Annotated in this window: 10 protein-coding genes; 5 read left to right on the plus strand and 5 right to left on the minus strand. The window is 58.3% G+C overall.

Annotated elements, in window-relative coordinates; genetic code table 11:
* Positions 1–117: 117 nt before the first annotated feature.
* The 3 genes from parC (at position 118) to ftsP (ending at position 4,707) form a co-directional block, all read left to right on the plus strand.
* Positions 118–2,376 (plus strand): DNA topoisomerase IV subunit A, encoded by a 2,259-nt coding sequence (parC, locus tag WFM46_RS00570; RefSeq protein WP_103176968.1) that lies wholly within the window; start codon positions 118–120, stop codon positions 2,374–2,376.
* A 122-nt stretch (positions 2,377–2,498) separates the two neighbouring features.
* On the plus strand, positions 2,499–3,236 hold the full coding sequence (plsC, locus tag WFM46_RS00575; RefSeq protein WP_103180982.1) for a 1-acylglycerol-3-phosphate O-acyltransferase: 738 nt from the start codon (positions 2,499–2,501) through the stop codon (positions 3,234–3,236).
* A gap of 58 nt (positions 3,237–3,294) precedes the next feature.
* Positions 3,295–4,707 carry a cell division protein FtsP gene (gene ftsP / locus WFM46_RS00580; protein WP_103176967.1) on the plus strand — a complete coding sequence of 471 codons (1,413 nt, stop codon included), beginning with the start codon at positions 3,295–3,297 and terminating at the stop codon, positions 4,705–4,707.
* A gap of 39 nt (positions 4,708–4,746) precedes the next feature.
* Here ftsP and WFM46_RS00585 read toward each other — a convergent pair whose 3' ends face one another.
* Positions 4,747–6,240 (minus strand): TrkH family potassium uptake protein, encoded by a 1,494-nt coding sequence (locus WFM46_RS00585; RefSeq protein WP_197431823.1) that lies wholly within the window; start codon positions 6,238–6,240, stop codon positions 4,747–4,749.
* A 205-nt stretch (positions 6,241–6,445) separates the two neighbouring features.
* Between WFM46_RS00585 and WFM46_RS00590 the strand changes: the two genes are divergently transcribed.
* Positions 6,446–8,620, plus strand: coding sequence for a YgiQ family radical SAM protein (locus WFM46_RS00590; protein ID WP_103176966.1), 2,175 nt, complete (start codon positions 6,446–6,448; stop codon positions 8,618–8,620).
* Positions 8,621–8,710: 90 nt separating this feature from the next.
* Here WFM46_RS00590 and dkgA read toward each other — a convergent pair whose 3' ends face one another.
* Entirely contained in the window at positions 8,711–9,538 is an 828-nt protein-coding gene (gene dkgA / locus WFM46_RS00595) for a 2,5-didehydrogluconate reductase DkgA (protein WP_103176965.1), read from the minus strand.
* 105 nt (positions 9,539–9,643) lie between these two features.
* Entirely contained in the window at positions 9,644–10,807 is a 1,164-nt protein-coding gene (gene yqhD / locus WFM46_RS00600; protein WP_103176964.1) for an alcohol dehydrogenase, read from the minus strand.
* A gap of 195 nt (positions 10,808–11,002) precedes the next feature.
* On the opposite strand from yqhD, the gene WFM46_RS00605 reads away from it, so the two are divergent.
* Positions 11,003–11,902, plus strand: coding sequence for an AraC family transcriptional regulator (locus tag WFM46_RS00605; RefSeq protein WP_336996890.1), 900 nt, complete (start codon positions 11,003–11,005; stop codon positions 11,900–11,902).
* Between the two features lie 88 nt (positions 11,903–11,990).
* Here WFM46_RS00605 and yghB read toward each other — a convergent pair whose 3' ends face one another.
* Positions 11,991–12,650, minus strand: a complete 660-nt coding sequence (gene yghB, locus WFM46_RS00610; protein ID WP_103176962.1) for a DedA family general envelope maintenance protein YghB — start codon at positions 12,648–12,650, stop codon at positions 11,991–11,993.
* A 141-nt stretch (positions 12,651–12,791) separates the two neighbouring features.
* The gene (gene metC, locus WFM46_RS00615; protein ID WP_159339949.1) at positions 12,792–13,979 is read right to left on the minus strand and encodes a cystathionine beta-lyase; all 1,188 of its coding nucleotides are present in this window, start codon (positions 13,977–13,979) and stop codon (positions 12,792–12,794) included.
* Positions 13,980–13,991: the final 12 nt, after the last annotated feature.

Genomic DNA, 13,991 nt, shown 5'->3' on the forward strand with positions numbered 1-13,991 from the left:
ATCAAGGGGCCGCTATTCCGGCCCCTTTTTCTTTGTGACTCGACTCGCCAGATAAGGTAGTATCTGCGGCAATATTGCCTGAAACCAACTGGTTTCTGAGTTGAGGAATCCCATTTAATGAGCGATATGGCAGAGCGCCTCGCGCTACATGAATTCACGGAAAACGCCTACCTGAACTACTCCATGTACGTCATCATGGACAGGGCGTTGCCGTTTATCGGAGATGGCCTGAAACCCGTTCAGCGCCGCATCGTTTATGCGATGTCTGAGCTGGGACTGAATGCCAGCGCCAAGTTTAAAAAATCCGCCCGTACCGTGGGTGACGTGCTGGGTAAATACCATCCGCACGGCGACAGCGCCTGTTATGAAGCGATGGTGTTGATGGCCCAGCCGTTCTCCTACCGCTATCCGCTGGTCGACGGCCAGGGGAACTGGGGTGCGCCGGACGATCCGAAGTCGTTCGCGGCGATGCGTTATACCGAATCCCGTCTCTCAAAATATGCCGAACTGCTGCTCAGCGAGCTGGGCCAGGGCACCGTGGAGTGGGTACCCAACTTCGACGGTACGCTGCAGGAGCCGAAAATGCTGCCTGCGCGTCTGCCGAACATTCTGCTGAACGGCACCACCGGTATTGCCGTCGGGATGGCGACGGATATCCCGCCGCACAACCTGCGTGAAGTGGCGAAAGCGGCCATTACCCTGATTGAACAGCCGAAGACCACGCTGGACGATCTGCTGGATATCGTGCAGGGGCCGGACTTCCCGACCGAAGCGGAGATCATCACCTCCCGCGCGGAAATCCGCAAAATCTACCAGAACGGTCGCGGCTCGGTGCGTATGCGCGCGGTGTGGACCAAAGAGGATGGCGCGGTGGTGATCACCGCGCTGCCGCACCAGGTCTCGGGCGCGAAGGTGCTGGAGCAGATCGCCGCCCAGATGCGCAATAAAAAGCTGCCGATGGTGGACGATCTGCGCGATGAATCCGACCACGAAAACCCGACCCGTCTGGTGATCGTGCCGCGTTCCAACCGTGTGGATATGGAGCCGGTGATGAATCACCTGTTCGCCACCACCGATCTGGAAAAAAGCTACCGTATCAACCTGAACATGATCGGGCTGGATGGCCGTCCGGCGGTGAAAAACCTGCTGGAGATCCTCACCGAATGGCTGACGTTCCGCCGCGATACGGTGCGCCGTCGTCTGAATCACCGTCTGGAGAAAGTGCTTAAGCGCCTGCATATCCTTGAAGGTTTGCTGGTGGCGTTCCTCAACATCGACGAAGTGATTGAGATCATCCGTACCGAGGATGAGCCGAAGCCGGCCCTGATGTCGCGCTTTGGCATCAGCGAAACCCAGGCGGAAGCGATCCTCGAGCTGAAACTGCGCCATCTCGCGAAGCTGGAAGAGATGAAAATTCGCGGTGAGCAGAACGAGCTGGAAAAAGAGCGCGATCAGCTGCAGGCGATCCTCGCCTCCGAACGCAAGATGAACAACCTGCTGAAGAAAGAGCTGCAGGCTGACGCCGATGCCTTCGGCGATGAGCGTCGCTCTCCGCTGCACGAGCGTGAAGAAGCGAAAGCGATGAGCGAGCATGACATGCAGCCGTCCGAGCCGGTGACCATTGTGCTGTCACAAAGCGGCTGGGTGCGTAGCGCCAAAGGTCATGATATCGACGCGCCGGGTCTGAGTTACAAAGCGGGCGACAGCTTCAAAGCCGCCGTGAAGGGCAAGAGCAACCAGCCGGTGGCCTTTATCGACACCACCGGGCGCAGCTACGCCATCGACCCGATTACGCTGCCGTCAGCGCGCGGGCAGGGCGAGCCGCTCACCGGCAAGCTGACGCTGCCGCCAGGGGCGACCGTCGAGCATATGCTGATGGAAGGTGATGAGCAGAAACTGCTGATGGCCTCCGATGCGGGTTACGGCTTCATCTGTACCTTTAACGATCTGATCTCGCGCAACCGTGCGGGCAAAGCGTTGATTAGCCTGCCGGATAACGCCCGGGTCATGGCCCCGCTGGTGATTGAAGACGAGAACGACATGCTGCTGGCGATCTCCGCCGCGGGCCGCATGCTAATGTTCCCGCTCAGCGATCTGCCGCAGCTGTCGAAAGGCAAAGGCAACAAGATCATCAACATCGCTGCGGCGGATGCGGCAAAAGGGGAAGACAGCCTGGCGCACCTCTTTATTCTGCCGCCGCAGAGCACGTTGACCATCCATGTGGGTAAACGCAAAATCAAGCTGCGCCCGGAAGAGCTGCAGAAAGTGGTGGGCGAACGTGGACGCAAAGGATCGCTGATGCGTGGCTTGCAGCGCATTGACCGTGTAGAGATCGACTCTCCACACCGCGCAACATCGGGCGACAACGAAGCGTAACAGAGCACCTCCCCCTCCGCTCAGGAGGGGGACTCGTGAAAAACATCCGTTATAGAAACAAAGGAGTTACCCGCTCACAGTTGCAGTATAATCGCCAACTGTCAGGGGTTTTTGAGGTCGCTATGCTATTAATTGTTCGAACCATTCTTGCCGTTATCTACTGCATTCTGGTCTGTATCTTCGGCTCTGTTTACTGCCTGTTCAGCCCGCGTAATCCAAAACACGTTGCCACCTTTGGCCACATGTTTGCCCGTCTGGCGCCGCTGTTTGGCCTGAAAGTGGAAACGCGTCTGCCGGAAGGGGCAGAGAAATTTGGTAACGCTATCTATATCGGTAACCACCAGAATAACTACGATATGGTGACCGCAGCGAAAATCGTGCAGCCGCCAACCGTCACCGTGGGCAAGAAAAGCCTGCTGTGGATCCCGTTCTTCGGCCAGCTCTACTGGCTCACCGGCAACCTGCTGATTGACCGCAACAACCGGGCCAAAGCGCACGGCACGATTGCCGAGGTGGTGAACCACTTCAAAAAGCGCAAGATCTCTATCTGGATGTTCCCGGAAGGGACCCGCAGCCGGGGTCGTGGCCTGCTGCCGTTCAAAACTGGCGCATTTCATGCCGCAATTGCGGCAGGCGTACCGATTATTCCAGTGTGTGTTTCCAACACATCGAATAAGATAAACCTGAATCGTCTGCGTAACGGTCTGGTCATCGTAGAGATGCTGCCGCCGGTCGATGTCAGTAAATATGGCAAAGACCAGGTACGCGAGCTGGCGGCACATTGCCGCGAATTAATGCTGAATAAAATCGCTGAGCTCGATAAAGAAGTCGCAGAGCGAGAAGCTGCTGGCAAGGTTTAAGCCGGCTTAAAGGGAAAACGAATTCCCGTGTGTTAGTGCGTTTATAGATGGAGCCATTATGTCACTCAGTCGCCGTCAGTTTATTCAGGCATCGGGGATCGCCCTTTGTGCAGGCGCGGTTCCGCTGAGGGCAAACGCCGCCGGGCAGCAGCAGCCGCTGCCCATTCCGCCGTTACTGGAATCCCGCCGCGGGCAGCCGCTGTTTCTGACGCTACAGCGCGCCCACTGGTCGTTCACTCAGGGTACCCGGGCTTCGGTCTGGGGCATCAACGGACGCTACCTCGGCCCGACGGTGCGCGTCTGGAGCGGCGATGACGTCAAACTGATCTACAGCAACCGCCTGGCGGAGAACGTCGCCATGACCATCAGCGGGATGCAGGTGCCGGGCCCGCTGCTGGGCGGTGCGCCGCGCATGATGTCCGCAAGCGCCGACTGGGCACCGGTTCTGCCGGTCCGCCAGCGCGCCGCGACCCTCTGGTATCACGCCAACACCCCGAACCGCACCGCGCAGCAGGTCTACAACGGTCTGGCCGGGATGTGGCTGATAGAGGATGAGGTCAGTAAATCCCTGCCGATCCCGAACCACTACGGGGTGGATGACTTCCCGCTCATCATTCAGGACAAGCGGTTGGATAATTTCGGTACGCCGGAGTACAGCGAGCCGGGCAGCGGCGGTTTTGTGGGTGATACGCTGCTGGTCAACGGCGCGCAAAGCCCCTATGTCGAGGTGTCACGCGGCTGGGTACGCCTGCGTCTGCTGAATGCCTCCAACTCGCGTCGCTATCAACTGCAGATGAGCGATGGCCGCGCGCTGCACGTCATTGCCGGGGATCAGGGCTTTTTACCGGCTCCGGTGTCGGTTAAACAGCTGGCGCTGGCGCCGGGCGAGCGACGCGAAATCCTGGTGGATATGACCAACGGCGAAGAGGTGTCGATCACCTGTGGCGAGGCGGCGGGCATTGTTGATCGTCTGCGCGGTTTCTTTGAGCCATCAAGCATTCTGGTCTCGACGCTGGTGTTAACCCTGCGTCCAACCGGCCTGCTGCCGCTGGTGACCGATACCCTGCCGATGCGCCTGCTGTCGGAGGAGATCCTGAGCGGTACGCCGGTGCGCAGCCGGGATATCAGCCTTGGCGACGATCCGGGCATTAACGGCCAGCTGTGGGATGTGAACCGCATCGATATCACCGCCCAGCAGGGCTCCTGGGAGCGCTGGACGGTGCGCGCCGACAGGCCGCAGTCGTTCCATATCGAAGGGGTGAGTTTCCTTATCCGCAACGTCAACGGCGCCATGCCGTTCCCGGAAGACAGAGGCTGGAAGGATACCGTCTGGGTCGACGGGCAGGTGGAACTGCTGGTCTATTACGGGCAGCCTTCCTGGCCGCACTTCCCGTTCCTGTTCCACAGCCAGACACTGGAGATGGCGGATCGCGGCTCGGTGGGGCAGCTGCTGGTGAATCCGGCCCCGTAATTCTCTCCCGCCCGGCATCCTCTGCCGGGCGTGTTGTTTCTAGGCCCGCCAGAAGAAGCGCGAGCAGAGGATCAGTATCGGATAGATCTCCAGACGCCCCAGAATCATCGCCACGCACATCAGGTATTTTGCCCCTTCCGTCAGCGTACCGAACGTTGACGCAGTTTCACCGAATCCCAGCCCCATATTGTTGATGCAGGCGGCGACCGTGGCGAAGGAGGTGAACAGATCGTACCCCATCAGATTCAGCGCCCAGATAAAAAAGGCGGTAAACAGGACGTAGAGAAAAAAGAAGCTCCAGACCGAACGCAGTACGCGCTCGTTGACCACGCTTTTACCGATGCGCACCGGCAAAAGGGCGCGTGGATGGCCAAGCTGGTGCAGCTCCTGGCGGCACTGTTTGAACATGATCAGAAAACGCAGCGCCTTGATCCCGCCGCAGGTGGAGCCGATACAGCCGCCGAAGAAGCTGGCCAGTAACAGTAAAAAGATGGTGTGCGCGGGCCACTGGGCATAGTCCCCGGTCGACAGGCCATTATCGGTCATCATCGAGCTGGCAAGAAAAAAGGCATGCACCAGACTGTCAGGGATGTTGTACATCCCTGCATGCCATACCTGCCAGGCGGTGATCAAAATGATGATGGCCGCGGCAATCAGAAAGAACTTTAGCTCCTGGTTACGGCGAAACGGCTTCAGCGTGCGGCGGGTGATGGCCACATACCAGAGGGTAAAGTTGAAAGCGGAGAGCAGGGAGAACAGCCCGGCGACCAGCTCCACGGCATGGCTGTCGTAAAAACCGATACTCTCCGAACGGGTGGAGAAGCCGCCGAGGGAGACGGTTGAGAGCCCGTGGCACAGCGCGTCGAAGAACGACATCCCCGCCAGCCAGTAGGCCAGCGTGCAGGTTAGCCCCAGCAGCAGATAGGTGAGCCAGAGAGTGCGTGAGGTATCCGCCAGCCGGGGAGTGAGGCGCTCCTCTTTAAACGGTCCTGGCATTTCAGACTGATAAAGCTTCATGCCGCCAATGCCGAGAAACGGCAACACCGCCACCGCCAGCACGATGACCCCAAGGCCGCCGATAAAATTGAGCTGCGCGCGATAGTAGAGATACGATTTTGGCAGGGCGCTGACGTCGCCAATCACCGTAGCCCCGGTGGTGGTGATCCCCGATACCCCTTCAAAAAGCGCATCCGCCAGCGAGAGTTTCTGCGCGTCATCCATCCACAGCGGCATGGCGCTAATCAGCGAAAAGAGGAACCAGAACAGTACGATAATCACAAACCCGTCGCGGGTGCGCAGCTGGATCCCGGCATGTTTGGTCATCAGCCAGGTGCCGCCACCGAGGGTAAAAAAGGTCACGAAGGTGCTCAAAAAGGCGATATAGCTGCGCTCTTTATTTGCCAGCGCGATGGCCATCGGCGGCAGCATCGAGAAGCTATAAAGCAACACCAAAAACCCGCACAGATGCATCACAACCTGTAGCTGGGAAACCTGAGAAGAGTGGCTGCCTCGCAAAGTGTCATTCCCCGTCATGGCCGTTTCTGCTGAGCAAAAACGGGCTAAAAATCCTGCGTAGTAAAGCGGTTATTCGTCAGCGCGCGGCATTCTAGCAGGTTGTTTACAGCCCTTGTGGAAGTTTCGTTAACCTGGCACCATTTTGGCGCGTTCCCCACTTCATTTATTGCAGAAGAACAGCGTATAATCGCCGCCCTTTGATTATTTTTTCTTCGGAAGCATTATGAGCGCAATTTCCCTGATCCAGCCGGATCGTGACCTCTTCTCCTGGCCGCAGTACTGGGCGGCCTGCTTTGGACCGGCGCCTTTCCTGCCGATGTCTCGTGAAGAGATGGACCAACTTGGCTGGGACAGCTGCGACATTATCCTGGTGACGGGTGACGCTTACGTCGATCATCCGAGTTTTGGTATGGCGATCTGCGGTCGCATGCTCGAAGCCCAGGGCTTCCGCGTCGGGATCATTGCCCAGCCTGACTGGAACAGCAAAGATGATTTTATGCGCCTCGGTAAGCCTAACCTCTTCTTCGGCGTTACCGCGGGCAACATGGACTCGATGATCAACCGCTACACCGCCGACCGCAAGCTGCGTCACGACGACGCCTACACCGCGGATAACGTGGCGGGCAAGCGTCCGGATCGCGCAACCCTCGTCTACACCCAGCGCTGCAAAGAGGCCTGGAAAGATGTACCGGTTATCCTGGGGGGTATCGAAGCGAGCCTGCGCCGTACCGCGCACTACGACTACTGGTCTGATACCGTGCGCCGTTCGGTGCTGGTGGACTCCAAAGCCGACATGCTGATCTTCGGCAACGGCGAGCGTCCGCTGGTGGAAGTGGCGCATCGTCTGGCGCAGGGCGAACCAGTGGGCGACATCCGCGACGTGCGTAACACCGCCATCATGGTGAAAGAGGCGCTGCCGGGCTGGAAAGGGGTGGATTCCCGTATCATCGATATGCCGGGCAAAATCGATCCGATCCCGCATCCATACGGCGAAGATCTGCCCTGTGCGGATAATAAGCCGGTTGCGCCGAAGAAAGCCGAAGCAAAAGCCATCGTGGTGCAGCCGCCGCGTCCGAAGCCGTGGGAAAAGACCTACGTGCTGCTGCCATCCTTTGAGAAGGTAAAAAGCGACAAGGTGCTCTACGCGCATGCGTCCCGTATTCTGCACCACGAAACCAACCCGGGCTGCGCTCGTGCGCTGATGCAAAAGCACGGTGAGCGCTACATCTGGGTAAACCCGCCGGCGATCCCGCTCTCTACCGAAGAGATGGACAGCGTATTTGCGCTGCCGTACAAGCGCGTGCCGCACCCATCATACGGCAACAGCCGTATCCCGGCGTATGAGATGATCCGCTTCTCGATCAACATCATGCGTGGCTGCTTCGGAGGCTGCTCTTTCTGTTCGATCACCGAGCATGAAGGGCGCATTATTCAGAGCCGCTCTGAAGACTCTATCGTCAACGAGATCGAAGCCATTCGCGACACGGTACCGGGCTTTACCGGCGTCATCTCCGATCTGGGGGGCCCAACCGCCAACATGTACATGCTGCGCTGTAAGTCGCCGCGCGCGGAGCAGACCTGCCGTCGTCTCTCCTGTGTCTATCCGAGCATTTGCGAACATATGGACACCAACCATGAGCCGACGATCAACCTCTACCGTCGTGCCCGCGATCTGAAGGGCATCAAGAAGATCCTCATCGCTTCCGGGGTGCGTTATGACATCGCCGTGGAAGATCCGCGCTACATCAAAGAGCTGGCGACCCACCATGTGGGCGGCTACCTGAAGATCGCCCCGGAGCATACCGAAGAGGGGCCATTATCGAAGATGATGAAGCCGGGGATGGGGAGCTACGATCGCTTTAAAGAGCTGTTCGATACCTATTCGAAGCAGGCCGGGAAAGAGCAGTACCTGATCCCGTACTTTATCTCCGCGCACCCGGGCACGCGTGACGAAGACATGGTGAACCTGGCCCTGTGGCTGAAGCAGCGTCGCTTCCGTCTGGATCAGGTGCAGAACTTCTATCCGTCGCCGCTGGCGAACTCAACCACCATGTATTACACCGGCAAGAACCCGCTGAGTAAGATTGGCTATAAGAGTGAGGATGTGGTGGTGCCGAAGGGGGACAAACAGCGTCGTCTGCACAAAGCCCTGCTGCGTTATCACGATCCGAAAAACTGGCCGCTGATCCGCCAGGCGCTGGAAGAGATGGGCAAAAAGCACCTGATTGGCTCACGCCGCGACTGTCTGGTACCTGCGCCAACGGTTGAAGAGATGCGCGAAGCGCGCCGCCAGAACCGCAATACACGTCCGGCCCTGACCAAGCACACGCCAATTGTGCATCAGCGTTCGAACGGTGGGGCGAGCACGAAGAAGAGTGTAAAACGTAAGGCCGGTTAAGCCTGTAAAAAAGCCCGGTGGCGCTGCGCTTACCGGGCCTACAAGTCTGAACGTAGGCCGGGTAAGGCGAAGCCGCCACCCGGCTTTTTACTAACCGCCAAACTGGTCCGGATCCGGGCCTAAACGCTTGCCTTTATCCAGCTTCGCAATTTCACCCAGTTCATCTTTATCCAGGCGGAAATCCCACACGTTGAAGTTCTCAGCGATGCGCGACGGGGTGACCGATTTCGGGATCACCACCAGACCGCAGTCCAGATGCCAGCGAATAACAATCTGTGCCGGGGTTTTGCCATACTTATCGGCCAGATCGCGGATAATTTTCTGATCGAAGACCCCTTCGCCGCCCTGAGCCAGCGGGCTCCAGGATTCGGTCTGAATTTTGTGGGTCGCATTCCATGAATGAAGCTGGCGCTGCTGCATCAGCGGGTGCAGCTCAATCTGGTTGATCACCGGGGCGACGCCCGTCTCATCGATCAGGCGCTGCAGATGGTGAACCTGGAAGTTACAGACCCCGATGCTTTTTATCAGTCCGGCTTTTTGCAGCTCAATCATCCCTTTCCAGGCCTCGACGTAATGGTCGATAGCCGGAACCGGCCAGTGCATCAGATAGAGATCGACAAAATCGAGCTGCAGCTTGTCCAGGCTCTCCTGGAGGGCTTCTGCCGGACGCTTCTGGTCGTCGTTCCACAGCTTGGTCGTAATGAACAGCTCATCGCGGGGTACGCCAGCGCTGGCAAGGGCCTTGCCGACGCCCTCCTCATTTTTGTAGGCGGCAGCGGTATCAATGGAGCGATAGCCGACTTCCAGTGCTTTATGAATGGCGGAGACGACCTCGTCGTTACCGGCTTTCCATACGCCGAGCCCCAACTGGGGCATTACGTTGCCATCCTGAAGCTTGATTACGGTTTGGTTTGCCATTTTTCCTCCTTCATTGGACATCCACCAGGAGTGATCCCCTGGTGGCGTATGTGCATTAAGCCTGGCCTAAATGCCGAAAAACGGAAGGCAATCGCGTAAAATCAGTTAGCGAGCGGCCTCGTAAATACGGCGGCTTACATCGAGAGTAATGTCATGATGTTCCCCGATTTGCGTCATGCCGTGCTCCTCGAGTTTTGCCAGCAGGGCAGGGATGGAACTGCCGTCCAGACCGTAGCCGGAGAGACGCGTCGGGACACCCAGCTGCTCGAAGAAGTTGCGGGTGGCAGCGATGGCCGCATCGATACGCTCATCTTCAGAACCGGCAGTAATACCCCAGACGCGCTCGGCGTACTGCAGCAGCTTGCCACGTTTGGTGTCGCGTTTTTCATTCCACAGCGCAGGCAGAACCACGGCCAGGGTCTGGGCATGATCGAGGCCGTGCATCGCCGTCAGCTCATGGCCCAGCATATGGGTCGCCCAGTCCTGCGGCACGCCGGCACCAATCAGGCCGTTCAGCGCCTGGGTGGCGGCCCACATCACGTTGGCGCGCACTTCGTAGTTTTCTGGCTCTTTCAGCGCCAGCGGGCCATCTTCGATCAGGGTCAGCAGAATGCCCTCGGCGAAACGATCCTGAATCTTCGCGTTTACCGGGTAAGTAACGTACTGCTCAACGGTATGGACAAAGGCATCCACCACGCCGTTCGCCACCTGACGCGGCGGCAGGGTGTAGGTGTAGACCGGATCCAGCACTGCAAACACCGGCTGCACGTGCTCGTTCATAAAGGCCTGCTTGTCGCCGGTGGTTTTACGGGAGATCACCGCGCCTTTATTGGATTCGGAGCCGGTCGCCGGCAGGGTCAGTACGGAGCCCATCGGAATGGCGCTCTTAATGTCGCTGCCGCCGGTTTGCAGGATGTGCCACGGGTCGATGGTTTCATCATAATGGGCCGCCGCGGCAATGAACTTGGTGCCGTCCAGCACCGAGCCGCCGCCCACCGCCAGCAGGAAGGTGATCTGCTCGTCACGGGCGATTTTCACCGCCTTCATCAGCGTTTCGTAAGAGGGGTTTGGCTCAATGCCGCTGAACTCGCGCACGTCCATGCCTTCCAGCGCGGAGTAAACCTGATCCAGGACGCCATTCTTCTTCACGCTACCGCCGCCATAGGTAATCAGGACGCGGGCGTTGGCCGGGATCTGCTCGCGCAGATCGGCGATGGCGCCTTTACCAAACAGGATGCGGGTTGGGGTATGCAGATTAAAATTGTTCATTGTTCGTTCCCTTTGGTGGGTGAAAAAACGGGGCGGCACAGAGGGCTGCCTGATGGTGCTCATTGTGGCGAGCGCACGCGCTCCTCTCAATGCACATTCCTGCCGTTGTCTTGCCCATTTCTACACAGTGCTGGAGAAAACGGGAAAAAATGCGCACACTGCAGGTGTCGGAAAACGTACCCGGAGTGAGAGAAGATGAAACGTGAAGCCGTCTGTCAGCAGCTAACGGAACAAATTAAGAAACTGAAAGATAATGAAAATTATCTTGATGCGCTGCTGCCGGATGTTCGTCTGCTGTATGGGACTCAACCCTACGCCCGCACGCCGGTGATGTATCAGCCGGGTATCATTTTTCTCTTTTCTGGCCACAAAATTGGCTACATCAACGAGCGGGTATTTCGTTACGACCCCAACGAATATCTGCTCCTGACAGTACCTTTACCCTTTGAATGTGAAACTTTCGCGACAGAGGCGGTGCCGCTGGCAGGTATTCGCTTAAATATCGATATCCTGCAACTGCAGGAGCTGCTGATGGACATTGGCGAGGACGAACTGTTTCGCCCGTCGATGGCGGCGAGCGGCATCAACTCCGCCACGCTGACGGATGAGATCCTCTGCGCCATTGAACGTCTGCTGGACGTGATGGAGCGGCCGCTGGACGCGCGGATCCTGGGTAAGCAGATCGTGCGCGAGATCCTCTACCACATCCTGCTGGGGCCGGGCGGCGGGGCGCTGCTGGCGTTGGTCAGCCGTCAGACCCACTTCAGCCTGATTGGCCGGGTGCTGAAACGCATCGAGAGCCAGTACACCGAAAACCTGAGCGTGGATCAGCTGGCGGCTGAGGCCAACATGAGCGTCTCGGCGTTCCACCATAACTTTAAGTCGGTAACCAGCACCTCGCCGCTGCAGTATCTCAAGAGCTACCGCCTGCATAAGGCGCGGATGATGATGATCCACGATGGCATGAAAGCCAGCGCCGCCGCGCTGCGGGTAGGCTATGAAAGCGCCTCGCAGTTCAGCCGGGAGTTCAAGCGCTACTTTGGCGTGACGCCGGGGGAAGATGCGGCGCGAATGCGGATGATGCAGGGGATGTGATTGACATGTAGGCCGGGCAAACGCAGTGCCGCCCGGCGCTTTTCCCCGGTGGCGCTACGCTTACCGGGGCTACAACGACAGCAGCGCCTCAGGCGTTGCAGTACTTCTTACGGATCACCACCACGATGGTTCCTACCAGCCCTGCGACCAGCAGGAAAATGGGCAGGATCATCAGGAAGGTCATGACCTGATCTTCATGGCGTTTAACGAACGGGATCATACTCAGCGCATAGCCAAAAGTGGTCACGACCCCGACCCACAGCAGCGCGCTCAGCCAGTTAAAGAACTGGAAGCGGCGGTTAGAGAGCCCGGAGATGCCAGCCATGGTTGGCAGCAGCGTACGCACAAAGGCCAGAAAACGCCCGACCAGCAGCGCCAGCAGGCCATGCCTGTCAAACATGCAGTTCGCCCGCTGATGGTATTTATGCGGCAGCTGCGCCAGCCAGCTTTTGACCACCCGCGTATTGCCGAGCCAGCGGCCCTGCAAATAGCTGAGCCAGCAGCCCAAGCTGGCGGCTGAGGTGAGGATCACCATCGTGGGGGTAAAGTCCATAACCCCTTTACCGATTAACGCCCCTGCCAGCAGCAGCAGACTGTCCCCCGGTAAAAAGGAGGCGGGCAGTAACCCGTTTTCCAGAAACAATGTGGCGAACATAACGAAATAGACAATCCCAACCACGTGCGGGTCCGCCAGCGCTGCAAAGTCGTGTTGCCAGAGTGCAGCGATAATATCTTGAATAACAGCCATGGGCTTTCCTGTGGAACAGCATATATAGGGCTATTGTACTCCCTATTTCGTCGGCGGGCTTTGATCGCAGACGCAACAAATCAGACTTTTCTGCAGCTAATGGAGAGAAAAGTGTCCTCGGAGTGTGTTTGTGGCCCTGCGCTATTCAATGCGCGCAAACCCGGCTTGCAGATCGGCAATCAAATCGTCGACGTTTTCCAGGCCGATATGCAGGCGGATCAGGGTGCCGGTAAAGTCCACTTTGCCGCCGGGACGCAGGGCCGCAATCTGCTCTGGCTGGTTCGGCAGGATCAGCGATTCAAAGCCGCCCCAGGAGTAGGCCATGCTGAACAGCGAGAAGTTATCCAGGTAAGCGGCGAGCTCGTCATTGCTCAGGCGTTTATTAAGCACAAAGGAGAACAGACCGCTGCTGCCCGTAAAGTCACGTTGCCAGAATTCATGTCCGACGCTGCCCGGCAGTGCCGGATGGTTAACCTGCGCCACCTGGGGATGCTGCGCCAGCCACTGTGCAATCTGCACGCTGCTTTCATGATGTTGACGCAGACGCACGCCGAGGGTACGCAAGCCGCGGCTGGTCATATAGGCGGTGTCGGCATCCACCATCTGGCCCATCAGATAGGCGTTCTCGCGCAGCTGCTCCCAGCAGCGGGCGTTGGAAACCGCGGTACCAATCATGCCGTCAGAGTGGCCAATCAGGTACTTCGTCGCCGCCTGAATCGAGATGTCGATACCAAAATCGAGCGCCTTAAACAGCACCCCCGCCGCCCAGGTATTATCCATCATGATGATCGCGTCCGGCGCTTTGCTGCGTACCGCCTGCACAATGGCTGGCACATCATGCACTTCCATGGTGATAGAGCCGGGTGATTCCAGGAACACAATCCGGGTGTTGGGCTGGATCAGCTCGGCGATGTTCGCGCCAATCTGCGGATCGAACCAGTCGGTAGTGACCCCCAGCTTGCTGAGGATTTTGGTGCAGAAGTCCTGGCTTGGCTCGTAGGCGGTGTTGGTCATCAGGATATGGTCGCCCTGTTCAACGAACGCCAGAATGGTATTGGCCACCGCCGCGGCACCGCAGGGGAAGAGTGCACAGCCCGCGCCGCCCTCCAGCTCGCACATCGCTTCCTGTAACGAGAAGTGGGTCAGCGTGCCGCGACGCCCGTAAAACAGTTCACCGTTGGCCCGGTTACGGGTGGCGTGCTTTTTCGCCTCCACGGTATCAAACACCAGCGACGAGGCGCGCTGGATGACGCTGTTCACGGAACCAAGGGTATATTTTTTACTGCGTCCCGCCTGGACAAGGGTGGTATCAAGATGCTTCTCTTTCATGTCTGCGCAACC

The organism is Leclercia sp. M50 (assembly GCF_037150775.1).
Taxonomy (GTDB): Bacteria; Pseudomonadota; Gammaproteobacteria; order Enterobacterales; family Enterobacteriaceae; genus Enterobacter.